The organism is Limimonas halophila (assembly GCF_900100655.1).
Classification (GTDB): Bacteria; Pseudomonadota; Alphaproteobacteria; order Kiloniellales; family Rhodovibrionaceae; genus Limimonas; species Limimonas halophila.
The window spans coordinates 64,557-86,335 of record NZ_FNCE01000010.1 but is presented as its reverse complement, the minus strand read 5'-3'; the positions used below and the strand labels follow the sequence as shown (position 1 = coordinate 86,335).

Below are 21,779 nucleotides of genomic sequence, written 5' to 3'. Positions count from 1 at the left end.
GCGCGGACGCTGCGGCCTGTTGAAAAAACGGCCCGGGCGCGGGCGGCGCCGCCGGACCCGAACGGGAATGGCGTCCGGGGTATGCCCTGGGAGGTACGCTGCGGTGCACCCGCGCACCGGCACAAATGATTTCTTTCCGGGCTGAGGCCGTGCTCAGCTCATGGGTCGGTCGGGCTCGACATCTGCCCGCCCCACCAGCCAGTCGCGGAACGCCGCCGCTTCCGGGCGCAGCGGGCGCAGCGACGGCCAGGTAACGTAGAACGCCTCGGACAAGGGCGTGGCCTGCGTGAAGGGCGCCACCAGCCCGCCGTCCGCCAGGGCCGCGTCGGCGAAGGAGCTGCGCAACAGGGCCACGCCGCTGCCCGCGCGCGCCAGGGCCACCGTGGCGGCGATGGTGTCGCTGGAGATCGCGCGCGCCGAGGCCATGACCGCGTCCGCCCCCGCCTCGTCCAGCCAGCTCGGCCAGCCCGCCTCGAAGCCGACGGCGTGGATCAGCGTCGCCTCGGCAAGATCCGCGGGCCGATGCAGGCCGGCGGCCACGGACGGCGCACACACCGGAAAGATGGTTTCGCGCGTCAGGCGCACGGCCTCCACCTCGTCCCAGTCGCCGTCGCCGTAGCGGATTTCCAGGTCCGCACCGTCGCCCGTGAAGTCGCTGGCCCAGACGCCGCTGGCGAGCCGGATCGCCACCTCCGGCCAGCGCGCGCGGAAGTCCGCCAGCCGCGGCGCCAGCCAGAACACCGCGAAGCCGGGGGTGGCGCGGACCGTCAGCGGCTCGTCGCGGGCCACGCCGAAGACCTCCTCGGTGCCGCCGGCCAGGCGGTCGAAGGCTTCGTGGACGGTCTGGGCGTAGGCGCGGCCCACCTCCGTCAGCGCGATGCTGCGCGGGTAGCGCACGAAGAGGTCCTGGCCGACGTGCTGTTCCAGGTGGCGCACCAGGCGGCTGACGGCGGACTGGGTCACGCCCAGCTCGCGCGCCGCTTCCGTGAAGCTCATGTGGCGCGCGGCGGCGTCGAAGGCGCGCAGCCAGGTGGCGGGCGGAATGCGGCGGGCCATGCCTGCGCCCCCGATGATCTCAGCTTGGGCTCTGCGTGCAGAATAGTCGTTTGCGCGCGACGCGGCCACCCGCGCACCCTCCGGCCCGCACGCAGCCGATGGGAGGACGAAGGGATGCCGTACGACGCCGTGACCGACGCCGCACCCGTCGTCGTGATGGGCGAGCTGGAACCCTACGCGAGCCCGCACCGCCTCACCGGCGCCCGCGTCGAGGGCGACCGCGTGGCCGTGACCTGGGACGACGGGCGCGAGGCGCGCTTCCACCGCATCTGGCTGCGCGACCACTGCCCGTGCAGCGCCTGCCGCCACCCGCAGACGCGCGAGCGCACCTTCGACCTCGTTGATTACGGGCCGGTGCCGCAGCCGGCCGCCGAGGTTACGCCGGACGGGGCGCTGGGCCTGCTGTGGCCAGAGGGCGGCGGACACCACGAAAGCCTGTTCGATCCGGGCTGGCTGCGCCTGCGCGACGACAGCGGCGGCCCGGCCGGCGGCGACGGCCGCGGCTTCTGGGACGCCGCGGGCATGCAGACCCTGCCGCAGGTGTCGTGGACGGCGATGACAACGACCGACGCCGGGCTGCGCACCTGGCTGGAGAACCTGAGCCGCTACGGCATCGCGCTCATCACCGACGGCCCGACCGAGGGCGAGGAAGTGCTGGGCGCCGTCGAGCGCATCGGCTGGCCGCGCGAAACCAACTTCGGGCGAATGTTCGACGTCGTCTCCAAGCCCAACCCGAACAACGCCGCCTACACCGCGATCAAACTGGAGCCGCACGTCGACCTGCCCAACTGGCAGCGCCCGCCCGACTTCCAGTTCCTCTACTGCCTGGAAAACGCCGCCGAGGGCGGCGCCTCGCTGCTCACCGACGGCTTCGCCGTGGCCGAGCAGCTCAAGCGCGAGGACCCCGAGGCCTTCGAGGTGCTCGCCAGCCAGCCGGTGGACTTCCGCTTCCAGGACGAGACGGCGGACATCGCCTTCCGCGCGCCCACCGTGGGCCGCGACGCCGACGGGGCGCTGAGCGAGATCCGCTTCAACAACTGGATCCGCGACAAGCTGCGCATGCCGGCCGATACGGTGCCGGTCTTCTACCGGGCTTATGTGCGCTTCTGGGAGCTGCTGCGCGACCCGCGCTTCATGATCCGCTTCCAGCTCCAGCCCGGGCAGATGATCGGGTTCGACAACCTGCGCGTCCTGCACGGCCGTGAGTCCTTCGACCCCAACACCGGCCGCCGCCACCTCCAGGGCGCCTATGTGGACCGGGATCTGGTGAACAGCCGCCTGCGGGTGCTTCAGCGCGGAGGCGCATAACCTGCCGGTGGCCTGCCGATGTGCCGGGCGGATTCATCGGCGTCCACAAGGCGAACGAACGAAAAGCCCGAACGCGCGCTGGGGGTCACGCCCCGCAGCAGCCATCGGGACCTCCCGCATCGGCGTCCTGCACCGGCGGGCACGGCTGCGTGCCGTAGGAACAGAACACGCAGCAATCGCCCGCCTTCGGGCGCAGCAGCCGCTCGCACCCCGCGCAGGCGTAAAAGGCGACGCAGGCATTCAGCGGCATACTTTCCGTGCGCGTGTGACCGCAGTACGGGCAGGTGATGGTCGAGTGAACCTCAGGCATGGCGTCGCATCCGCCAGGCCGCATAGACCGTGACACCGAGAAAGAACGCCAGCGCCGGCAGCAGCACGAAATCCAGATATCCCACCGCCGCCGACAGCCCAAGGCTTCCCAACAGCACCACCAGCAGCGGCGTGAAACAGCACAGCGCGGTGATCGCGGTGCCCGCCAGCCCCGTGCACAGAAGCTTCATGCTCGCCCAACCCTTCCTGCGAAAACCCTTGGCCGCCCCGCCGACACGGTACCCCGCGCCTTGCACCCGGGGCGCGTGACGGCTCACGCTAAAGGCCGTAGCGACTATAGATTCAAGGGATCACGGCATGGCGGACGGGACGTTCACGATCGGCGAGCTGGCGCGGCGCACCGCCGTGAAGGTGGAGACCATCCGCTATTACGAAAAGATCGACCTGCTGCCCCAGCCCCCGCGGAGCGACGGCGGGCACCGCCGCTACACCCCGGACCACGCCCGCCGCTTGACCTTCATCCGGCGCAGCCGCGATCTCGGCTTCACGCTGGACGATGTCCGCACGCTGCTGGATCTCGCCGAGCGCGGCCCGTGCTGCGCGGACATCCGGGAGACCGCCGCCGCGCATCTCGAAGACGTGCGGTGCAAGATCGCCGATCTCCAGCGCATGGAACGCACGCTGGCGGCGACCGTTGCGCGGTGCGAGGCCGACACCTCACCCACTTGCCCCATCATCGCGGAATTGAGCGGCGACGCGTAAACACCGGTCGCCCCACGCACCGGCCCCGGATGAACCGCCGGCGACTGGCCCTTCGGCACGAGGGCGTGGCGGGCTTGCGAGGCCCCCACCCCTTTTTCGGCTCACATCGCCATGCTGGCGATGCCCCACAGTGGGCTGGCGCGCACATCGTCCGCGTTGATCGGGTTCTGCACGCCGACGAAGTTTTCCAGGCTGCCGTCGTCGCCGAAGATCGGGCGGATGCGCAGGCGGTTCCAGAAGGGCGTGCCGTCCTTCGCCCGGTTGAGGATGTCCACCGTGATCGCGGTCGGCTGCGTCATGGCCTCGCGCAGGGCGGCCGCGCTGGCCCCATCCGTCTCCGGCGTTTGCAGGAAGCGGCAATTGTGGCCCATCACTTCGTCGCGCGCGTACCCGGTCAGGCGCAGGAAGGCGTCGTTGGCGAAGACGATGGGATTGTCGGGCCGCGCCGGGTCGCTCATCACGAAGGAGCGCTCGCGCTCCGCGTCCGTGATACGTGCGTAGGCTTCATCGAGCAGCATCATGCCTTATCTTAAAGCAAGAGCGGCCGCGAACGCCATGCCTTCACTGTCCCCGTGACATTCGATTGCCGAACCTCAACAAACCGCCACGGGTGGCTGCCGGGTGCCGCGCCGGCCACGGTGCAAGTCGGGCTCAACGGCACAGCCGAACGATTTGGTTTCAATTCGCGTCGAATCGCCTTGAAAGCCAGCCGCTTCAACAATGTCAGGGACGCGCAAAGCCAACATGAGGCCATGCGTTCCGCTCCATGCGCGTCCGTACGACCAAACAGGTGGCCTGCGCCGAGCGCCCATGCTTGAACGGCGATGCATGCGTAAGCGGCGCGGGTGCCGCCGGCTCATCCACGATGTTTTTTTGAACGTTCAATCAATCTCGGTTATCCTGCGAAAATCCGTACCCGGCGATCTGTCGCCGAACAGGCTTGATAACGCAAAGCACCGGAACAGGAGGCACGACATGACGCGCATGCGTACGCCGCTTTTGAAGAAAGCCACGGTTCTCGCGGGCACGCTGGCGCTGCTGGCCGGCGCCGCCGTCCCGCTCGGCACGGCCCACGCCGAGGACGACGAAAAGCTGTGCAAGCAGTACACCTTCGAGAAAGGCCTGAAGTTCCAGCAGCAATCCGCCGTGATCGACGCGCTCCAGCGTCAGGCCTTCAAGGTCGCGCGCATGCAGCTGGACGACAAGCTGGCCCGCCACGGCAGCACCGAGAACCTCGCCATCGTCACCGACGCGGACGAGACCCTGGTCGACAACACGCCGCTGCTGGTGCGCGACATGCGCAACTGCCACACCTACACCACCTGGGACACCTGGGGCCACTGGGAGCGCGAGGGCACGCCCGAGCTGATCCCGGGCGCCAAGGACTTCCTGACCTATGCCGACGCGCAGGGCGTGAACATCTTCTACGTCTCCAACCGCTTCGGCTCGAACAAGCCCCACACCGTCGACACGCTCCAGGAGCTGGGGCTGCCGCAGGCTTCCGCGGAAACCGTCAAGCTGTGGAGCGAGGGCAACCCCAAGACCAAGCGGCGCGCCGCCATCCGCGAGAACCACGAGATCATCATGCTGATCGGTGACTCGCTGGCCGATCTCGACGGCGCCTTCGAGGGGTCCGTGGCGGAGAAGCGCGCCGCCGTCGAGGAAAACGCCGACAAGTTCGGCACCGACTGGATCGTGCTGCCGAACGCCACCTACGGCGACTGGACCGAGACCGAGTTGGAGGCGTGGGACGCGCCCATGAAGATCGCCGAGTAAGGACGCGGTCCGGCCCACCGGGAGCCAGCCTCCCGGTGGGCAGCGTTCCGCCAGCCTGACGGCTTTTTCCCGAGTGTTCCGAACATCATGGAGGCAACCATGCGGCAGGTCTTGCGCCTGTTCACCGCCGCGCTGTCCCTGAGCTGCGTCGGCGCGACCGCCGCCGGCGCCGACACCCTCGCCGATCACGGCGAGGTCCTGAACATCGCCCACCGCGGCGCCAGCGGGCACGCGCCCGAGGAAACCATGCCCGCCTTCGACAAGGCGGTCGACTTGAACGCCGATTACCTGGAACTGGACGCCCAGTTGACGGCGGACGGCCGCCTCGTCGCCTTCCACGACACCAAGGTCGACCGCACGACGGACGGCTCGGGGCCGCTGAGCGATTACACGCTCAAGGAGCTCAAGAAGCTCGACGCGGGCACCTGGTTCAACGAGAAATACCCCTACCGCGCCAAGACGGCGTTCGAGGGCGCCCAGGTTCCCACGCTGCGCGAGCTTTTCGAGAAATACGGCACGGACCAGAAGTATTACATCGAGATCAAGTCGCCCGGCGAAAATCCCGGCCTCACCAAGAAGCTGGTGAACCTCGTCGAGGAATACGATCTGGTCGAGGCCGACAGCATCGTCATCCAGTCGTTCGTCCAGGACTCGCTGCAAAAGGCGCACGAGCTCAACCCCGAGATCCCGCTCGTTCAGCTGATCTGGTTCCACCCCAAGGGCTACGAGGCCGGCGCCCCGCTCAAGGAATGGAAGAAGGTCACGCCAGCGCCCAATGCCGTGAGCGTCAGCGATTTCAACGCGGTCGACGAGTACGCCGTCGGCATCGGCACGAACATGCACTACAAGGACCGGCAGGTGATCGACGCGGCCTTCGTGGACACCGCGCGCCGCGCCGGCCTGGGCGTGCACGTCTACACCATCGATTCCATGGCCCGGATGCAGCGGCTGATCGACTGGGGCGTCACGGGGATCTTCACCAATTTTCCGGACCGCCTGAACGCCGTGCGCGCGCGCTGAGCCCGTCAGTCTCGGCCTGAACGCGGCAGGCAAAACACGGCCCCGGTGCAGCCTCGCCGCACCGGGGCCTTCTTGGTCGCGCGGGCCGGCCGGCCTCAGTCGCCGTAGACCAGCTCCGGGAGCCACAGCGAGAGCTGCGGGAAGGCCATGATGATCGCCAGCCCGATCACCATGATGAAGACGAAGGGGATGATGGACAGGTAGATGTCCCGCAGCCCCACATCGTCGGGCGCCATCGCCTTCATCAGGAAGAGGTTGTAGCCGAACGGCGGGGTCATGTACGCGATCTGGCAGGTGATCGTGTAGAGGACGCCGTACCACACGGGATCGAAGCCCAGGCGCATGACCAGCGGCACGTAGAGCGGCGCCACGATCACCAGCATCGCCGTGTCGTCCAGGAACATGCCGAGCACGATGAAGGAGAGCTGCATCATGATCAGCGTCTCCCACGGGCCGAGCCCCCAGCCCTCCAGGAAGAGCGACTGAATCGCGTACTTGGCGCCGATCCCGTCGAACACCGCGCCGAAGCACAGCGCCGCCATGATCACCCAGAGGAACATGCAGCTGATGCTGAGCGTGTTGCGGATGGTGTTCTCGGTCACCGACCACGTCAGGCGCCCCTTCACCGCCGCCACGATCGTGGCCGCCGCCGCGCCCACGGCGGAGCTTTCCACCAGGCTGGTCACGCCGGTGAAGAAGAGCCCCATCATCGTGAAGAAGATGACCAGCGGGATAATACCCGCGCGCAGCAGGCGCAGCTTGTCGGCGAAGCTGTACTCCTGGCGCTCCGCCAGCGGCAGCGGCGGCCCCATCCCCGGCTGCAGCCAGCAGCGGATGCCGATGTAGAGAACGAACAGACCCGCCAGGATCAGGCCCGGAATGATGCCGGCGAGCCACAGCTGGCCGATGGGCTGCTTGGCGATGATGCCGTAGAGCACCAGCACGACGGACGGCGGCACCAGGATGCCCAGCGAGCTGCCGGCCTGGATGGTGCCGGTGATCATCAGCTTGTTGTAGCCCCGGCGCATCATCTCCGGCAGCGCGATCGAGGCGCCGATGGCCATGCCCGCGACCGAGAGCCCGTTCATCGCGGAGATCGCCAGCATCACCCCGATCGTGCCCATCGCCAAGCCGCCGCTGAGCGGACCGGCCCAGACGTGGAACATCTTGTAGAGATCCCCGGAGATGCCGGACTCCGAGAGCATGTAGCCCATGTAGATGAACATCGGCAGCGTCACGAGCGGGTACCAGTCCAGCACCGTCATCGCGGCGTTGAACGGCATCTGGTTGCCGCCCGTCCCGTAGAGCGCCACCGCCGAGGCGGCGGCGACGAAGCCGATGGCGCCGAAGACCCGCTGGCCCGTGAACAACAGGACCAGCATGCCCCCGAGCATCGTGAGCGCGATCATTTCGTGGCTCATGTCGCCCGCACCCCCAGCGCCGCGGCAATGTTTTTCAGGAAGCGGGCCGTGGCCTGCAGCAGCATCAGCCCGATCCCGAAGCACATGATCACCTTGATGGGCGCCATCGGCGGGGACCACGCGGTGCGGCTGGTTTCGCCGTACTTGATGGCGTACTCGGTGCTGGCGATGCCGCCGTACAGCAGGAACACCAGATAAAAGATCAGGAAGCAGATCGTGACCGCGTCGACGACGGCCTTGGTGCGCTCGGACCAGCGTTCATAAAAGAGATCCATGCGCACGTGCGAGCCGAGCTGCATGGAATAGGCGCCGCCCAGCAGGAAGTAGGCGACGAGCGTGAACTGCATCGTTTCCACGAGCCAGACGAACGACAGGTTGAACGTCACCCGCGAAAACGCGGCGAACAGCAGCGTCCCCATCATCACGAAAATCAGGTACAGCGCCAGCCGCCCCACCCAGTAGGACAGGGCGTCCACGGCCAGGATGTACCATCGCACCGGCTTCGGCATGCCTGCCTCCCCATCCGCGAGCCTGCCGGGGCCCGACAACCCCGGCGGTTGTCCCTGGCGGCGGTGTCGCCGGGTTAATTGTCTATTTTACCCGATATTGCGTTTTCGAACAGCGGACGCAGGTTGTCCCGCGTGAGGGGGATGGGGTTGCCGCCCGCGGTGGGATCGATCTCCCCCATCGCGGCCATGTCGTCGATGCGCTCCGTGCCCACGCCCAGCTCGGCCAGGGTCTGCGGGATCTGCAGCTCGCGGCGCAGCTCGGTGACCCAGTCCATGACGCCCTCGAACGACGCCTTGGGCAGCTCCAGGTAGCCGGCCAGCCGGCCCAGATCGCCCTCGACGGCCGAGCGGTTGAAAGCGAGCACGTAGGGCATCACCACGGCGTTCGTCAGGCCGTGGTGGGTGTCGTAGATCGAGCCGACGGGGTGGCTCATGGCGTGGATGCCGCCGAGCCCCTTCTGGAAGGCGACGCAGCCCATCATCGCCGCCGCCAGCATGTCCGAGCGCGCTTCCAGGTCGGTGCCGTCGGTGTAGGCGCGCACCAGCGACTTCTTGACCAAACGCGTGCCCTCGACGGCGATGCCCTTGGCCATGGGGTGATAGCTGGGCGCACAGTAGGCCTCCAGGCAGTGCGCCAGCGCGTCCATGCCCGTGGCGGCCGTCACCCACGGCGGCAGGCCGGTGGTCAGCTCGGGATCGGCGATCACCTGCTTGGGCAGGATCTCGGGGTGGAAGACGACCACCTTGCGGTCCACGGCGGCGACGTGGATGACCGAGGCGCGCCCGACCTCGGAGCCCGTGCCGGCCGTGGTCGGCAGCGCGATCGACGGCAGGATGCCCGCGTGGTTGGCCTGCTTCCAGTTGTCGCCGATGTCCTCGAAGGTCTCCATTCCCAGCGTCTGCGCGGTCATGAAGGCGATGGCCTTGCCGGCGTCCATGGCGCTGCCGCCGCCGACGACGATGACACCGTCGTGGCCGCCGGCGCGCAGGGCCTCGACGCCGCGGTCGACGTTCTCGCTCGTGGGGTTGCCCTTCACGTCGGCGAACAGCCCGGCCTCTAGGCCGTCCGCGCGGACGAGGGTGAGGATTTCCCGGATGATGCCGTGGTCGGCCAGGCCGGCGTCGGTGACGACGAGCGGGCGGTGCATGCCGACGGCCCGGCAGGCCTCGGCCAGCTCGCGCCGGCGGCCGGCGCCGAAGCGGATGGTGGTGGGGAAGGTCCAGGTCGCGGTCGGCTGGCTCATGGTTGGCGCGCCCCTGTTGAACAACTCGGATGCGGTGGCGGGAACGGCGGTCAGACGCGGTGCAGGTTGAAGGACTTGGGCCGCGTGAGCTGTTGATAGCCCAGGCGCGAGAGCGTGCAGCCCTTGCCGGTCTGCTTGACGCCGACCCAGGCCAGCGCGGGGTCCAGGTAGTCGGCGAGGTTGGCGAAGACGGTGCCCGTTTCGATGCGCTCGCCGAGGCGCTCGGCGGCGTCGATGTCGCGCGTCCAGATCGAGGCGGTGAGCCCGAACTGGCTGTCGTTCATCAGCTTCACGGCCTCGTCGTCGCTTTCCACCTTCATGATCCCCACGGCGGGGCCGAAGGTCTCCTCGGTCATGATCGCCATGGTGTGATCGACGTTGGTGAGCACCTGCGGCGCGACGTAGGGCGTGCCGTCCTTGGCCGCCGGGAAGTCCGCCGGGTCGATGTGCGCCGTCGCGCCGGCCTTCACGGCGGCGTCCACCTGCTCGCGCACGAAGGCCGCGGCGTCCGTGCGCACCAGCGGGCCCAGCGAGGTGTTGGGATCGCGCGGGTCGCCCAGGGTGAAGCCCTTCACCTCCTCGACGAAGCGGGCGAGGAAGTCGTCGTAGACGTCGGCGTGGACGTAGAGGCGCTCCAGCGCGCAGCACGACTGGCCGCTGTTGAAGAAGGCGGCCTCGGCCGTGCCCGCGACGGCCTTGGCGATGTCGGCGTCCGGGCGCACGTAGCCGGGGTCCTTGCCGCCCAGCTCCAGCCCCATGCCCGGGAAGTTGCCGTCCGCGGCCGCCTGCACGGCGCGCCCGCCCGGCACCGAGCCGGTGAAGGCGACGAAGTCCACGCGCGGGTCCGCCACCGCGCCGGAGGTCATTGTGCGGTCCAGGTGGACGGCCTGGAACACGCCCTCGGGCAGCCCGGCCTCGTGCAGCACGCGGGCGAAGCGCTCCGCCGACAGCGGCGTCTGCGCCGAGGGCTTGTGGATTACGGCGTTGCCCGCCGCCAGCGCCGGCCAGACGGAGTTCACAGCCGTCATGTAGGGGTAGTTCCACGGCACCACGACGAGCGCCACGCCCACCGGCTCGCGCTTGATAAACTGGCGCCGGCCCCGGTCGTCCGCGATCTCCAGGCGCTCAAGCTCCTCCGGCGCGACCCGCAGCATGTAGCGGGCGCGCTCCTCGAAGATGTTGGCTTCCTTGGGCGACGCCTTGATGGGCCGCCCCATCTGCGCCGTGATCTCCTCGCCGATCTGCTCGCGCTCGGCGACGAAGCGGTCGATGGCGTCGTTCAGGATGGCGATGCGCCGGTCCAGCGGCACCTGCCGCCAGTCCGCCTGCGCGCGCTGCGCCCGGTCGAGCGCCGCGTCCAGTTCCGCCTGCGAGGCGTAGGGCCGCTCGGCGTAGACCTGGCCGTCGATCGGGGAAATGCATTGAAGCTGTCGCGTCATCGGGATCCGGCTCGCTTGCTCTGACGGTGCGTGAAAATCGGCACGAGACACGGCCGCGGCGGCGGGGCGGCTGCCCGCCCCGCCCGGTTCGTCAGCAGCGCTCGAAGAGGCGCTGGCGCTCCCAGTCGGTCACGCGGCGGTCGTACTCGTACTGCTCCCAGCGCGCGGTGTGGACGTAGTGATCGACCACCTCGTCGCCGAGCGCGTCCCGCATGACCTTGGAGGTGTCCAGCGCCTCGATGGACTCCCGCAGCGTCTTGGGCACGTCGGGGATGTCGACGGCGTCATAGGCGTTGCCGGAGAAGGGCTCGGGCAGCTCCAGCTCGTTCTCGATGCCGTACAGGCCGGCCGCCAGGGTGGCCGCGTAGGCGAGGTAGGGGTTCGCGTCGGCGCCGGGGATGCGGCACTCCACGCGCCGGCCCTTGCCGTGGCCGATGATGCGGAAGCCGGCCGTGCGGTTGTCGAAGCTCCACGCCGCCTTGGTCGGGGCGAACGACGCCGCCTGGAAGCGCTTGTAGGAGTTCACGTAGGGCGCGAAGAAATAGGTCATCTCGCGGAAGAGCGCGAGCTGGCCCGCCAGGTAGTGCCGGAACAGCTTGCTCATGCCGTGCGGGGCATCCGCGTCCGGGAACAGCGGCGCGCCCGCATTCTTGTCCCACAGCGAGCTGTGCAGGTGGAAGGAGCTGCCGGCGTATTCGAAGGCGTACTTCGCCATGAAGGTGATGGCGTAGCCCTCGAAATGCGCGATCTCCTTGGCGCCGTTCTTGTAGATCGTGTGGCGGTCGGCCATCTCCAGGGCTTCGGCGAACTTGAGGTTGATCTCCTCCTGCCCGGGGCCGAACTCGCCCTTGGACACCTCCACCGGAATGTCCGTGCGATCCATATGGTTGCGGATCGCCCGGATCAGCGGCTCCTCCTTGGTCGTCTGGAGGATGTGGTAGTCCTGGATGTAATTCCCGGCGTAGTCGAGGTTCTTGTAGCCCTTGTCCGCGGCCGTGCCGAAGGTCTCGTCGAAGACGTAGAACTCCAGCTCGGAGCCCATCATGGCGCGCCAGCCCTTGGCGTCCAGGCGCGCGAGCTGCTTCTTCAGCACGTTGCGCGGTGCGTGGGAAAGATCGTGGCCTTCCTCGTCGGTCAGGTCGGCGAGCACGAGCGCCGTGCCCTCCAGCCAGGACACGCGGCGCAGGGTGTTCAGGTCCGGCTTCAGCACGAAGTCGCCGTAGCCCAGATCCCAGGAGGCGACCTTGTAGCCGGGCACCGGCTCCATATCCATGTCGCAGGCCAGCAGGTAGTCGCAGGCGTGCGTCTCCTCGACCACGGACTCCAGGAAGAAGTGAACCGTGGCGCGCTTGCCCAGCAGGCGCCCGTCCATGTCCGGAAAGCAGACCAGGACGGTGTCGATGGTTCCGGCCTCCGCCGCCTGGCGAAGCTCGTCGAGCGTCATCATGCAGGCACCTCCCCGTGCGAGGGTTCGATGTCGGTTCGTGGTGCGGCCCGGGCCGCGGGATCGGCGGTCAGGGCGCCAGCGCCGAAAGGCTGCGCGTCAGCGCGCCGGCCAGGCGCTCGGCCCAGCGGTCCTGGTCCCCGGGCGTGGCGATTTCGTCGTTGCGCACTTCGATCATGGCGCAGGGCAGCCCGCGGGCTTCCGCGTGCCGCGCCAGCGTGTGGTAAACGCGGTCGTCCGGGCTGTAGGGCTCGTTCAGCCCCACGGTGAGCCTGGGCCGTTCCTCGACCTCGACGAAGTTGCCCACCAGCTCGCGCGCCAGCCGCCGGTCCTCGTTGAAGATCACGCCAATGTCCCACGGGCGGTCGACGCCCTGGACCCGCGGCGCGAAGCTGTGGACGGCGACGACGAGTTGCGCCCCCTGCGCCCGCAGGCGCGTGTCGAGCACGCCGTCGATGGCGGCGTGGTAGGGTTCGTAGATGTTCTTGACGCGCGCGGCGCGGTCGGCTTCGGGCAGCGTCGCGTTCGCCGGCACGCGGATGCCGTCGTTCTCCACGACGATGCTGTCGCGCACGGACGGATCGCGGTTCACGTCGATCAAAAGGCGCGAATAGCCGCACTGCACCTGCGCCGCGTCCAGCTTGTCGGCGAGCCGCTCGGTCAACGCCGCCGCGCCCGGATCGTAGGCGACGTGGGCGTCCAGTTCGGGCGCCTGCAGCCCCAGGTTGGCGAAGGCCGGCGGCATGGCGTTGGTGGCGTGGTCGCACAGCAGCAGCACCGGTGCGCGCCCCGCGTCGTTGGCGACGCGGGCGGCGGGGTCGGGAAAATCCTGTGCCGTTTCGGGTGGGGTCATGCGACGCGAACGTCCTTGAAAAGCGAGGCCAGGGGAAAGCGGGGCCGGGCCGGTTCCGCGCGGCCCTTGGCGGCCGGGCGCTTCAACCGGACGAAAGCGGGATCGGGCCGGCCCCGCGCCGGGCCGCGGGACCGGCCGCCGCCATCCTCAGTCGATGCCGGAGAGGTTGAAGTTGCTGCGGTAGCTCATGTATTTCCAATCCTCTTCGGTCAGCATGCCGTCCTGGTTCACGTCCTGCGCGACGATCTGATACTTGTCGAAGCCGGCTTCCTTGGCTTCCTCGGTGCTGACCTTGCCGTCGCCGTTGGCGTCGGCTTCGCTGAAGGACGGCTTCTCCTGGTCCGCGGCCAGCGCGGGGGCGCTGAAGGCGATGCCGCCGACCACGGCGAACATCGCGGCCATCACACGACGGGTCATGAAAACCTCCGTTGACGTAGAGCCGTGGCGGGTCGGTGCGCGAAACACCGGTCCGATCACTGGGTGTTACGAGGACTCGTAGCGGTATGGAGGGCCCGCCTTGCGCATCGTGTCGACGTACTGCTTGAGGATCTCGACGGCGCGCGCGTTGCGGGGGCCCTCTTGGGCCTTCTCGTCCCAGAACTTGAAGGCTTCGTCCTCGACCGTGCGCCACTCGGACTCGGGGATGGAGGTCATCTCCAGCTTTTCGCCGTGGACGCGGTAGTAGGCCTCACCCCACCAGTACCACTGCAGGCGGTTGTAGTGGGACGCGTCGATGCACATCATGTAGAGGCGCTTGAGCTTCTCCGGCACCTTCTCCCAGCTCGTGCTGTTGACGAAGTAGGACCCGGCCCAAGCACCCGAGACATTGTTGGTCAGGTAGTACTTGGTCACGTCCGCCCAGCCGGCGTTGTAGTCCTCGGCAATACCGGACCAGGCGACGCCGTCCAGCGAGCCCGTCTGCAGCGCGACCTGCACGTCCTCCCACGGGATCGACACCGGCGTGACGCCGAAGCGCTGCATGAACTGGCCGACCGTGGGGAACATGAACAGGCGCAGGCCCTTGAAGTCCTCCAGCGAGCGGATCGGCTTGTTCGTGGCGAAGTTGCACGGATCCCAGGCGCCCGTGCTCAGGTAGGTGACGTTGTCGATCTCGGCGTAGGCGTCCTCGAACAGCTCGCGGATGCCGTACCAGTTCCACAGCACCGGCACGTCCAGGTAATAGCGCGAGGCGAAGGGGAAGTACGCGCCGAAGATCGACACGTCGACCGGGGCGTTGATGGAGTCGTCGTCGCTCTGGATGGCGTCGACCGTGCCGTTCTGCAACGCGCGGAACAGCTCGCCGTGCGGGACGAGCTGGTTGGCGTTGTACAGCTCGATCTTCATCTCGCCGTCGGCGATGCGGTTGAACTCGTCGATCGACGGCTTGATCACCTTCTCCGCCAGCGCCGGACCGGCGTAGGTCTGCAAGCGCCAGGTGATCGTGTCGGACTGCGCCCGCACGTACGGCGCGGCAAACACCGTGGACGCCGCGGCGACGGACGCCGTTCCCGTCCGCTTCAGAAAGTCGCGTTTGGTCAGATTGTTGTTGTCGGTCATCGAAGGGCCTCCCTTGTCGTCTCCCAACGAACGCCCGGCCGCCCGGCCGGGCGCGACAACGCGCCCTCGCCCGCGGGGTGCGCGGGACGAAGCCCTGTGCGTTAACCTGAGTGTTTCATAGGATTTTCTAGCATGTCCATACGTGAATAGGTCTTTTCAGACCATCGGGGTGGCTTCCATGCTTCGGCGCGGTAGCCCTTGCCAGCCTTGCGCGTGCGGCCTACCCATCCGGGCCGTTCACGACCGGGCTGCGCCGGGGACCACTCGCGGGGCCGGTCGAAGGGGGATCGACATGGACGAAACGCCAAAAACGGTGGCCGAGGCCCTGCGCCAACGCTTCGAGGACCTCACGCGCGCCGAGCGCCAGCTCGCCGACACCCTGCTCTCGCACTACCCGGCCGCCGGACTCGGCAGCATCACCGCGCTGGCGGAAAAAGCGGACGTCTCCACGCCCACGGTCGCGCGGCTGGTCAAGAAACTCGGCTTCACGGGCTACCCGGACTTCCAGGCCTCGCTGCGCGGCGAACTGGAGGCCACCACCACCGGCCCCATCACCAAGCACGACGCGCGCACCGAGGAAGCGCCCGACGAGCACATGCTCAACCGCTTCGCGGAGACGGTGACCAGCAACCTGCGCAGCACCTTCTCCCGCATCGACCCGGCGAGCTTCGACGCCGTCGCCGAGCTGCTGGCCGACCACAGCCGCGGCGTGTCCATCGTCGGCGGGCGCATCACCCGCGCCCTGGCCGACTACCTCTTCACCCACATGCAGGTCATCCGCGACGGCGTCACGCTCGTCCCCTCCACCGCCAGCGGCTGGCCGCACTACCTGCTCAGCATGTCCCCCGGCGACGTGCTCGTCGTCTTCGACGTGCGGCGCTACGAAAATGACCTCGTCCGCTTCGCCGAAATCGCCCGCGAGCGCGAGGTCACCGTCGTCCTCTTCACCGACCAATGGGGCTCGCCCGTCTCAAAGCACGCCCAGCACGTCTTCAACTGCGGCATCGACGCCCCCTCCGCCTGGGACTCCTCCGCCGTCATGCTCGTCGTCGTCGAAGCCCTCATCGCCGCCGTCGAAAACCTGCGCTGGGACGCCACCCGCGAGCGCATGGAAGTCCTCGAAGATCTCTTCGACCGCACCGGTCTGCTCAAAAAATTCCTTTAGCAACAACACTTGTTGCATCGTGTCAGTCAGGCTGGTGGACGCCCGACCAACGAGGTGTTTGGGGCTGTCTTGGGGAAGGGTGGCAGGCGAACCGCGATTGCCCCTCTCCTTCAGGAGAGGGGCGGCGGGCCGTGGCGATGCCCGGCCCGCCGGGGTGAGGCGGTGCCGGGGCCGCCGCGACAAACATCAAAGGGGGCGGCAGACACTCTCGACCGAGCCCGGCGCGCCACGCGCACCAAGCGGCATCGCCATCCGAACCGCCACAGCCTCACCCCGCCGCGCCTCACGGCGCGGCGACCCTCTCCCGCCGGGAGAGGGTTGGGAGGGGCGGGTGCGGTTTGCGAAACCCCGCGTTCATAGCCCCCGGAATCAGGTTGAGCCCGGGGCGCGATCCCCGGGCTCATGATGTCCGGCCGTGCGATGCCGGCGTTTACGCGGCGCGGCGCTGGCCCTGGCCGCTCCGGCGATCGCCCTTCGGCTTGCCGTTCGCGGGCCGCCCGCGCGCGCCACGATCGCTCCGGCGATCGCCGCCGCGCGGCTCCTCGCCGATGACGGTCAGGCGGTTGCGGGTGAAGCTCTCGATGCCGCGCAGGTGCCGCCGCTCGGATGGATCGCAGAACGACAGCGCCACGCCCTCGGCGCCGGCGCGCGCGGTGCGGCCGATGCGGTGGACGTAGCTCTCCGGCGCGTCCGGCAGATCGTAGTTCACCACGTGGCTGACGCCGTCCACGTCGAGCCCGCGCGCCGCGATGTCGGTGGCGACGAGCACGCGGGCGTTGCCCTTGCGGAAGCGGTTGAGCGCGTGCTGGCGCGCGCCCTGGGTCTTGTTGCCGTGCAGCGCGTCCGTGCTGACGCCGCCTTGCGCGAGCTGCTCGGAGAGCTTGTCCGCGCCGTGCTTGGTGCGCGTGAACACGAGCACGCGGGACAACGCCTCGTCGTTCAGCAGGCCGGCGAGCAGCCCGCGCTTCTCGCCCTGGGCGACGTGGTAGACGCGCTGGTCGATGCGCTCGGCCGTGGGGGCCTTGGGGCTGACCTCGACGCGGGCCGGATCGCTCAGCAGCTCGTTCGCCAGCCGCTCGACGGCCTTCGGCATCGTCGCCGAGAACATCATCGACTGGCGCGGGCTCGCGGTCATGCGGGCGACCTGGCGCACCTCGTCGACGAAGCCCATGTCCAGCATGCGGTCGGCCTCGTCCAGGATCAGCTTGCTCACCTGATCCAGGCGCACGCTGCCCTCGCGCAGCAGGTCCATGAGCCGGCCCGGCGTGGCGATCAGCACATCGACCCCGCCGGAAAGGGCGCGGCGCTGCTTGCCCTTGGGCACGCCGCCCACGGCGACGGCCGTCCGCAGGCCGAGCCCGCGGCTGTAGGTACGGCAGGCTTCCTCGATCTGGATGGCGAGTTCGCGTGTCGGCGCCAGCACGAGCGCCTGCGCGGCCGTCGGCGTCAGCCGCGCGCGCTCAGCGGCCAGGCGGTTCAGCAGCGGCAGACAGAACGCGGCGGTCTTGCCCGTGCCGGTCTGGGCGACGCCCAGCAGGTCCTTCCCCTCGACGAGCGCGGGGATGGCCTGGCCCTGCACGGCCGTGGGCGTGGTGTAGCCCTCGCTCGTCAGCGTGGACAGGATGCGGGATTCGAGGCCGAGGTCGGCGAATGTGGTCTGGTCGGTCAAAAGTATCGATCCTTCAGCGCCGGGCGCAAACGGCCCGCTACGGGCATGATGAGGTCAGGCTGCTCCAGCCTGGGCTCTGGACACGCAGTCGCGCGCCCAAGGCGTGCAATCATGCCCGCAAACCGCAGACACAGAGCACGATGAGGCAAGCAGCCGGAGACTGGATCGTCTCATCGTGCTCTAGGGCGCACGCGTGCGTGCCGGGTGGCGGCGCATGGCGCGCGTTCCACACGCTTCTGGAACGCCCGAGGGTTTTGCGGAGATCGTCTCGGGATGAATGCGGCGGCCGTGATCGGCCGCCCGGCGCGTGATCGCGAGAAAATCAGGCTCTTTAAATGCCCGCTCGCGCCTCCCCCGTCAACATGGCATGGGATGTTCGATCGCAGGCGGGCGCGATTTTTGAGCCGGATGGTGCGCGACAAGGCTCACGAGGCTGCTGCCGACGCGGTCTGTTCCCCGCGGCTGACACCATGCCCGTCCTGCGCGGCCAGCTCGGCCCGGGCGATCCAGCCGCCGCCGACGACGCGGGTGCCGTCATAGAACACGGCGGCCTGCCCCGGCGAGATCCCCTGCGCCGGCTCGTCCAGCACGACCGTGCCGCCGCCCGCGCCGTCCGCGTACGCACGCGCGGGCACGGGCTCCATCGCCGAGCGCAACTTGACGGCAACGCGCGCGCCCTCGGGCCCCGGTTCCGGGTCCAGCCAGTTCACCTCGCGCAGGTGCACGGTGTCGCAGCCCAGATAGCGGCGCGGGCCCACGACGACGCGCTTGGTCTCGGGCTCCAGGCGGATGACGTACATCGGCTCCGCCTGCCCGCCGATGCCGAGCCCGCGGCGCTGACCCACGGTGAAGTGCACGATGCCGCTGTGGGCGCCGAGCACGTGGCCGTGCACGTCGACGATCTCGCCGGGCTGGATGCTCTCCGGGCGCAGCTTCTTCACCACCTCGGCGTAGCTGCCCTGGGGCACGAAGCAGATGTCCTGGCTGTCGGGCTTGTCGGCGACCTCGAGGCTCAATTCCTCAGCCAGCTCGCGCGTTTCCGCCTTGGGCCGGCCGCCGAGCGGAAAGCGCAGGAAATCGAGCTGCTCGCGCGTGGTGGCGAACATGAAGTAGCTCTGGTCGCGATCCGCATCGACGGCGCGGTGCAGCTCCGGCCCGTTCGGGCCGTCGGCCCGCTGGACGTAGTGGCCCGTCGCCAGGCAGTCGGCGTCCAGTTCGCGCGCCGTGGACAGCAGGTCGCGGAACTTCACGCGTTCGTTGCAGCGCACGCAGGGGATGGGCGTTTCGCCGTGGACGTAGCTGTCCACGAAGTCGTCGATGACGGCGCGCTGGAAGCGCTTCTCGTAGCCCAGGACGTAGTGCGGCACGCCCAGCCGGTCGGCGACGCGGCGGGCGTCGTGAATGTCCTGCCCGGCGCAGCACGCGCCCTTTTTGCCCACGGCCTCGCCGTGGTCGTAGAGTTGCAGCGTCACGCCGACGACATCGTAGCCCTCGCGCGCCAGCAGCGCCGCCGTGACGGAGCTGTCCACCCCGCCCGACATGGCGACCACCACGCGCGTGTCCTGCGGCTGCTTGTCGAAGCCCAGCGAATTCATGGCATCGGTCCGTTGTCGATCCGGGCGTGGATTTTGGGCGCCCGCGCCCACGAAACAACCCGGTCAGGCGCTCGCGCGCAAGACCTCGACGGCGCGGTGCAGCGGGCTCGGGTCCTGGTGCAGCCCCAGCGGCGTGGAAAAGTGCCCCCGGTTGCGCACGAAGACGTTTTCCGAGGGCAGGTGCCACTGCCGCGCCAGCGCCAGCCCGCCCGAATAGGGCGTCACCGCATCCTTCCGGCCCAACAGCATGACCACGCGCTCCGGCGGCATCACGGGCGGCCCCTGCGGTTCCATGAGGGTGCGGTAGTCCACCAGCTTGTCGTGCGTCCAGCCGTGCTCGTGCAGCTTCTCGCCCAGGCCGAAGCCCTGTGCGAACGCGCCTTCGAAGCCGACCTCGACCATGTCGCCGCTGGTGGCGACCAGGAACATCGCATCCGCCTGCAGCTCGCGCGGCCACCATGCCGCGACGGTCCCGACGATCTGGGCCGTCAGCGCGCCCAGGCTCAGCCCGCCGATGAGCACGGGGCCGGTGCTGGTGGCACGCGCCCAGCGGATGAGCTGCGCGGCTTCCGCCACCCAGGTCTGGAGGTAGTCGAGATAGCCCTCGGGCGCGAAGGCCAGCACGGGCTCGCCGCCGTGGTAGCCGGGCATCATGCGCGAGCCGTGCCAGGGCCCTTCCGGGCGGATCACGCGGATGCCGGCGTCGCGGGCGAGCGCGTTCACGGGATCGCGCTGCGCGCGCCACATCTCCATCTCCATGCCGATGCCGTGGAGATGGATCAGCGTCGGCGGGTTCTTCACGTCCGTCGGGGTGTAGACGCGCGCCCAGGCCGTGTCCCCCGCCCCCGGCGAGGGCCAGCCCAGCCACGACACCTCGCCGTAGCCGCCGCCGACGCCGTAGGTCTGCCGCATCTCGGGCGCTGGCGGCGGCGGAAAGCGCGTGGCCGGCCCGTTCAGGCGGTGCGCGTGCGCGGCGGCGACGGTGTCGGGATCGGTGATGGAAAACGCCACCCCCGGCAGGCGCTGGCGCACGTGGATGGGAAAGGCGTAGGCACGCGTGGCCATGTAGGCCTGAGCCGCGCGCTCGCGGGCCGACTCCGCCGCCGCCAGCCGTTCCTGCGCGGGCTGGGAATCGGCGTAGAACGTCTCCAGCCATTCCTCGCGGGCGGCGCGGTAGTCATCCTGTGTCCGGTGGACGGCGTTGAGCAGGCGGGTCGTGGCCGCGCGCGGCAGGTCAGCGGTGCGCACCCCGAGTTCGCGGGCGAAGCGGCGCTGCGAGCCTTCCGCCACACCGGCAGCGGCCCAGCCGCGCGACATGGGGAAAAACAGCCGCGTCACCCAGCGAATCGTGACGCGGTCGAACCACGGCCGCAGCAGCAGGTTGCCGGTGCGGCTGCCCAGCAACGGAATCTCGAGCGGCGGCGGCAGATGATCGCGTTGGCGTTGGGACATCGTCTCCCGTCCGAGCGGTCCGTCGCGGCGCCCCGTCACCCGACGGCGGGGTACACGGACCCGCGGAGGTTCCGATTGTGACCCGGCAGCGCGAATGCGCCAAGGCCGCTCGGGGGCGCGTGCGAGCGGACGAACTCGCCGCGCCGGGGAATCCCGGCCGTCTCGGCGCCGAGCCGACCGGCGACCGCCGGCGTGCGCATCCGGACCAAGGAGCGTGCCATGGAAACCGTGTGCGGGGGCCACGCGATGACGGTGCGGCACGGATGAAGCGCGCCGATCCCGTATCGTTTCCGCAGCGGCCACAGGCTGTTCACGTCCGCCGCATTGGCCAGCGCGCGCACACGATCTACCGTCATTTGCGGACACGGAGGCCCGGATGCTCAACGCCGCGCTGATCGACGGTCTTGCTCTGCCCTTCATCGCGGCTCTGGTCGTCGCCGGGGGCACCTGGCTGCTGGCGGGGAAGGCGCGAACGAACGGCTTCGCCGGGGCGCTCGGGGTGATCGCGGGCTTCGCCACCGGGCTCGTGGGCGTGCTGGGCTGGCCGGACGTGCCGCCGAGCGGAGCGGTGGAAAAGCTGCCCTGGCTGGCGCCCCTGGGCCTGCTGGCGGGCTGGGCGGCCTTGCGCGTCAGCAGCGCGCGCGGGCGGCTGCTGGTCGTGGCCGGCGCCGTCTCGCTGGCGCTCCTGTGGCTGGGGTGGCCGCGGCTGGCCGTGCCGCATGCGGACGCCTGGGTGCGGGCGCTGCTGGTTGGCGCCGCGGCAACCTGGGTGCTGACCCGCGCGGCGGAAGCGCCGGGCCGGGGCCACGCCGGCCGGGTGATGCTGGCGACCATCGCGGCCGCCGCCATCGGGCTCTACGGCTCATCCTACGCCATGGCGCAGCTGGTGGGCGTCCTGGCGGCGACGCTGGCGGGCGCGCTGACGGCCGTGGGCTGGAGCCCTCGCGGCGTGGGCAGCCTGATGCACCTGACCACCGGCCTGCCCCTGGTGGGGCTGGTGACCATCCTGGCGCTCTACACCCAGGCCGAACCGCTGGCGCTGGCACTGCTCGCCCCGGTACTGCTTGCGGACACCGTCCGCGACGCGCTCTTCGGCGCCGCGCGGCCGCAGTCGGCCGGTTCGCCCGCGGCCGCGCTCGGGCAGCACGCGCTCACCCTCGCCGTGGCACTCCTGCCGGCCGGGGTCGCGGTGCTCGTGGCCATTGCCCGCTCGCAGCCGCTTTACTACTGAAGGATGTG

At 69.4% G+C, this 21,779-nt stretch carries 21 protein-coding genes; 6 read left to right on the top strand and 15 right to left on the bottom strand.

Translation table 11 applies throughout. From position 1 onward, the window contains the following. Positions 1-153 precede the first annotated feature (153 nt). Positions 154-1,056 (bottom strand): LysR substrate-binding domain-containing protein, encoded by a 903-nt coding sequence (locus tag BLQ43_RS12100; protein WP_090021265.1) that lies wholly within the window; start codon positions 1,054-1,056, stop codon positions 154-156. A 114-nt stretch (positions 1,057-1,170) separates the two neighbouring features. Between BLQ43_RS12100 and BLQ43_RS12095 the strand changes: the two genes are divergently transcribed. Beyond that, positions 1,171-2,364: a TauD/TfdA family dioxygenase gene (locus BLQ43_RS12095; protein ID WP_218119201.1), complete on the top strand. Its 1,194-nt coding sequence runs from the start codon at positions 1,171-1,173 to the stop codon at positions 2,362-2,364. Positions 2,365-2,449: 85 nt separating this feature from the next. Here BLQ43_RS12095 and BLQ43_RS12090 read toward each other — a convergent pair whose 3' ends face one another. Together BLQ43_RS12090 and merF are read right to left on the bottom strand one after the other, a co-directional pair. Further along, positions 2,450-2,674, bottom strand: coding sequence for a GDCCVxC domain-containing (seleno)protein (locus BLQ43_RS12090; RefSeq protein ID WP_090021262.1), 225 nt, complete (start codon positions 2,672-2,674; stop codon positions 2,450-2,452). Beyond that, positions 2,667-2,864 (bottom strand): mercury resistance system transport protein MerF, encoded by a 198-nt coding sequence (gene merF, locus BLQ43_RS12085; protein WP_090021260.1) that lies wholly within the window; start codon positions 2,862-2,864, stop codon positions 2,667-2,669. The genes BLQ43_RS12090 and merF overlap by 8 nt, the downstream gene beginning before the upstream one ends. A gap of 127 nt (positions 2,865-2,991) precedes the next feature. On the opposite strand from merF, the gene BLQ43_RS12080 reads away from it, so the two are divergent. Next, the gene (locus BLQ43_RS12080; RefSeq protein WP_090021258.1) at positions 2,992-3,396 is read left to right on the top strand and encodes a MerR family transcriptional regulator; all 405 of its coding nucleotides are present in this window, start codon (positions 2,992-2,994) and stop codon (positions 3,394-3,396) included. A gap of 101 nt (positions 3,397-3,497) precedes the next feature. On the opposite strand, the gene BLQ43_RS12075 is transcribed toward BLQ43_RS12080, so the two are convergent. Then, positions 3,498-3,917: a PAS domain-containing protein gene (locus BLQ43_RS12075; protein WP_090021256.1), complete on the bottom strand. Its 420-nt coding sequence runs from the start codon at positions 3,915-3,917 to the stop codon at positions 3,498-3,500. 454 nt (positions 3,918-4,371) lie between these two features. Between BLQ43_RS12075 and BLQ43_RS12070 the strand changes: the two genes are divergently transcribed. Together BLQ43_RS12070 and BLQ43_RS12065 are read left to right on the top strand one after the other, a co-directional pair. Continuing rightward, positions 4,372-5,172, top strand: a complete 801-nt coding sequence (locus BLQ43_RS12070) for a 5'-nucleotidase, lipoprotein e(P4) family (RefSeq protein ID WP_218119200.1) — start codon at positions 4,372-4,374, stop codon at positions 5,170-5,172. Between the two features lie 99 nt (positions 5,173-5,271). Further along, complete coding sequence (locus BLQ43_RS12065) at positions 5,272-6,192, top strand: glycerophosphodiester phosphodiesterase (RefSeq protein WP_090021296.1); 921 nt, start codon at positions 5,272-5,274, stop codon at positions 6,190-6,192. A gap of 95 nt (positions 6,193-6,287) precedes the next feature. Here the strand turns inward: BLQ43_RS12065 and BLQ43_RS12060 are convergent, their stop codons facing one another. The 8 genes from BLQ43_RS12060 to BLQ43_RS12025 all read right to left on the bottom strand — a co-directional run bounded on the left by BLQ43_RS12060 (position 6,288) and on the right by BLQ43_RS12025 (position 14,659). Further along, positions 6,288-7,613, bottom strand: a complete 1,326-nt coding sequence (locus BLQ43_RS12060; RefSeq protein WP_090021254.1) for a TRAP transporter large permease — start codon at positions 7,611-7,613, stop codon at positions 6,288-6,290. Further along, positions 7,610-8,122, bottom strand: coding sequence for a TRAP transporter small permease subunit (locus tag BLQ43_RS12055; RefSeq protein WP_090021251.1), 513 nt, complete (start codon positions 8,120-8,122; stop codon positions 7,610-7,612). Before BLQ43_RS12055 ends, BLQ43_RS12060 begins: the two co-directional genes overlap by 4 nt. 74 nt (positions 8,123-8,196) lie before the next feature. Then, positions 8,197-9,366, bottom strand: a complete 1,170-nt coding sequence (locus tag BLQ43_RS12050; RefSeq protein ID WP_090021249.1) for an iron-containing alcohol dehydrogenase — start codon at positions 9,364-9,366, stop codon at positions 8,197-8,199. A gap of 50 nt (positions 9,367-9,416) precedes the next feature. After that, positions 9,417-10,805, bottom strand: coding sequence for an aldehyde dehydrogenase family protein (locus tag BLQ43_RS12045; protein WP_090021246.1), 1,389 nt, complete (start codon positions 10,803-10,805; stop codon positions 9,417-9,419). Positions 10,806-10,896: 91 nt separating this feature from the next. Then, entirely contained in the window at positions 10,897-12,252 is a 1,356-nt protein-coding gene (locus tag BLQ43_RS12040) for a glutamine synthetase family protein (protein WP_090021243.1), read from the bottom strand. Between the two features lie 67 nt (positions 12,253-12,319). Beyond that, positions 12,320-13,102, bottom strand: a complete 783-nt coding sequence (locus BLQ43_RS12035) for an N-formylglutamate amidohydrolase (RefSeq protein WP_090021239.1) — start codon at positions 13,100-13,102, stop codon at positions 12,320-12,322. A 147-nt stretch (positions 13,103-13,249) separates the two neighbouring features. Then, on the bottom strand, positions 13,250-13,519 hold the full coding sequence (locus BLQ43_RS12030; protein ID WP_090021237.1) for a hypothetical protein: 270 nt from the start codon (positions 13,517-13,519) through the stop codon (positions 13,250-13,252). A gap of 66 nt (positions 13,520-13,585) precedes the next feature. Beyond that, a complete protein-coding gene (locus BLQ43_RS12025) occupies positions 13,586-14,659 on the bottom strand; it encodes a TRAP transporter substrate-binding protein (protein ID WP_090021234.1) in 1,074 nt (357 codons plus the stop codon). Between the two features lie 292 nt (positions 14,660-14,951). Between BLQ43_RS12025 and BLQ43_RS12020 the strand changes: the two genes are divergently transcribed. Beyond that, the gene (locus tag BLQ43_RS12020) at positions 14,952-15,824 is read left to right on the top strand and encodes a MurR/RpiR family transcriptional regulator (RefSeq protein WP_090021232.1); all 873 of its coding nucleotides are present in this window, start codon (positions 14,952-14,954) and stop codon (positions 15,822-15,824) included. A 430-nt stretch (positions 15,825-16,254) separates the two neighbouring features. Here BLQ43_RS12020 and BLQ43_RS12015 read toward each other — a convergent pair whose 3' ends face one another. The 3 genes from BLQ43_RS12015 to BLQ43_RS12005 form a co-directional block, all read right to left on the bottom strand. Beyond that, positions 16,255-17,493, bottom strand: a complete 1,239-nt coding sequence (locus BLQ43_RS12015) for a DEAD/DEAH box helicase (protein ID WP_245659572.1) — start codon at positions 17,491-17,493, stop codon at positions 16,255-16,257. Between the two features lie 425 nt (positions 17,494-17,918). Further along, a complete protein-coding gene (gene mnmA, locus BLQ43_RS12010; protein WP_090021229.1) occupies positions 17,919-19,088 on the bottom strand; it encodes a tRNA 2-thiouridine(34) synthase MnmA in 1,170 nt (389 codons plus the stop codon). 63 nt (positions 19,089-19,151) lie between these two features. Next, the gene (locus BLQ43_RS12005; protein ID WP_176758663.1) at positions 19,152-20,540 is read right to left on the bottom strand and encodes an alpha/beta hydrolase family protein; all 1,389 of its coding nucleotides are present in this window, start codon (positions 20,538-20,540) and stop codon (positions 19,152-19,154) included. 376 nt (positions 20,541-20,916) lie between these two features. Between BLQ43_RS12005 and BLQ43_RS11995 the strand changes: the two genes are divergently transcribed. Further along, the gene (locus BLQ43_RS11995; protein ID WP_090021222.1) at positions 20,917-21,771 is read left to right on the top strand and encodes a hypothetical protein; all 855 of its coding nucleotides are present in this window, start codon (positions 20,917-20,919) and stop codon (positions 21,769-21,771) included. Positions 21,772-21,779 lie beyond the last annotated feature (8 nt).

What these genes read in the sequence shown, in the direction of transcription:
- merF (WP_090021260.1), bottom strand. Translation starts at nt 2,864, where the DNA reads ATGAAGCTTCTGTGCACGGGGCTGGCGGGCACCGCGATCACCGCGCTG.
- BLQ43_RS12030 (WP_090021237.1), bottom strand. Translation starts at nt 13,519, where the DNA reads ATGACCCGTCGTGTGATGGCCGCGATGTTCGCCGTGGTCGGCGGCATC.
- BLQ43_RS12025 (WP_090021234.1), bottom strand. Translation starts at nt 14,659, where the DNA reads ATGACCGACAACAACAATCTGACCAAACGCGACTTTCTGAAGCGGACG.
- BLQ43_RS11995 (WP_090021222.1), top strand. Translation starts at nt 20,917, where the DNA reads ATGCTCAACGCCGCGCTGATCGACGGTCTTGCTCTGCCCTTCATCGCG.
- BLQ43_RS12055 (WP_090021251.1), bottom strand. Translation starts at nt 8,122, where the DNA reads ATGCCGAAGCCGGTGCGATGGTACATCCTGGCCGTGGACGCCCTGTCC.
- BLQ43_RS12005 (WP_176758663.1), bottom strand. Translation starts at nt 20,540, where the DNA reads ATGTCCCAACGCCAACGCGATCATCTGCCGCCGCCGCTCGAGATTCCG.
- BLQ43_RS12045 (WP_090021246.1), bottom strand. Translation starts at nt 10,805, where the DNA reads ATGACGCGACAGCTTCAATGCATTTCCCCGATCGACGGCCAGGTCTAC.
- BLQ43_RS12035 (WP_090021239.1), bottom strand. Translation starts at nt 13,102, where the DNA reads ATGACCCCACCCGAAACGGCACAGGATTTTCCCGACCCCGCCGCCCGC.
- BLQ43_RS12075 (WP_090021256.1), bottom strand. Translation starts at nt 3,917, where the DNA reads ATGATGCTGCTCGATGAAGCCTACGCACGTATCACGGACGCGGAGCGC.
- BLQ43_RS12070 (WP_218119200.1), top strand. Translation starts at nt 4,372, where the DNA reads ATGACGCGCATGCGTACGCCGCTTTTGAAGAAAGCCACGGTTCTCGCG.
- BLQ43_RS12095 (WP_218119201.1), top strand. Translation starts at nt 1,171, where the DNA reads ATGCCGTACGACGCCGTGACCGACGCCGCACCCGTCGTCGTGATGGGC.
- BLQ43_RS12080 (WP_090021258.1), top strand. Translation starts at nt 2,992, where the DNA reads ATGGCGGACGGGACGTTCACGATCGGCGAGCTGGCGCGGCGCACCGCC.
- BLQ43_RS12050 (WP_090021249.1), bottom strand. Translation starts at nt 9,366, where the DNA reads ATGAGCCAGCCGACCGCGACCTGGACCTTCCCCACCACCATCCGCTTC.
- BLQ43_RS12060 (WP_090021254.1), bottom strand. Translation starts at nt 7,613, where the DNA reads ATGAGCCACGAAATGATCGCGCTCACGATGCTCGGGGGCATGCTGGTC.
- BLQ43_RS12090 (WP_090021262.1), bottom strand. Translation starts at nt 2,674, where the DNA reads ATGCCTGAGGTTCACTCGACCATCACCTGCCCGTACTGCGGTCACACG.
- BLQ43_RS12100 (WP_090021265.1), bottom strand. Translation starts at nt 1,056, where the DNA reads ATGGCCCGCCGCATTCCGCCCGCCACCTGGCTGCGCGCCTTCGACGCC.
- BLQ43_RS12020 (WP_090021232.1), top strand. Translation starts at nt 14,952, where the DNA reads ATGGACGAAACGCCAAAAACGGTGGCCGAGGCCCTGCGCCAACGCTTC.
- BLQ43_RS12065 (WP_090021296.1), top strand. Translation starts at nt 5,272, where the DNA reads ATGCGGCAGGTCTTGCGCCTGTTCACCGCCGCGCTGTCCCTGAGCTGC.
- mnmA (WP_090021229.1), bottom strand. Translation starts at nt 19,088, where the DNA reads ATGAATTCGCTGGGCTTCGACAAGCAGCCGCAGGACACGCGCGTGGTG.
- BLQ43_RS12040 (WP_090021243.1), bottom strand. Translation starts at nt 12,252, where the DNA reads ATGATGACGCTCGACGAGCTTCGCCAGGCGGCGGAGGCCGGAACCATC.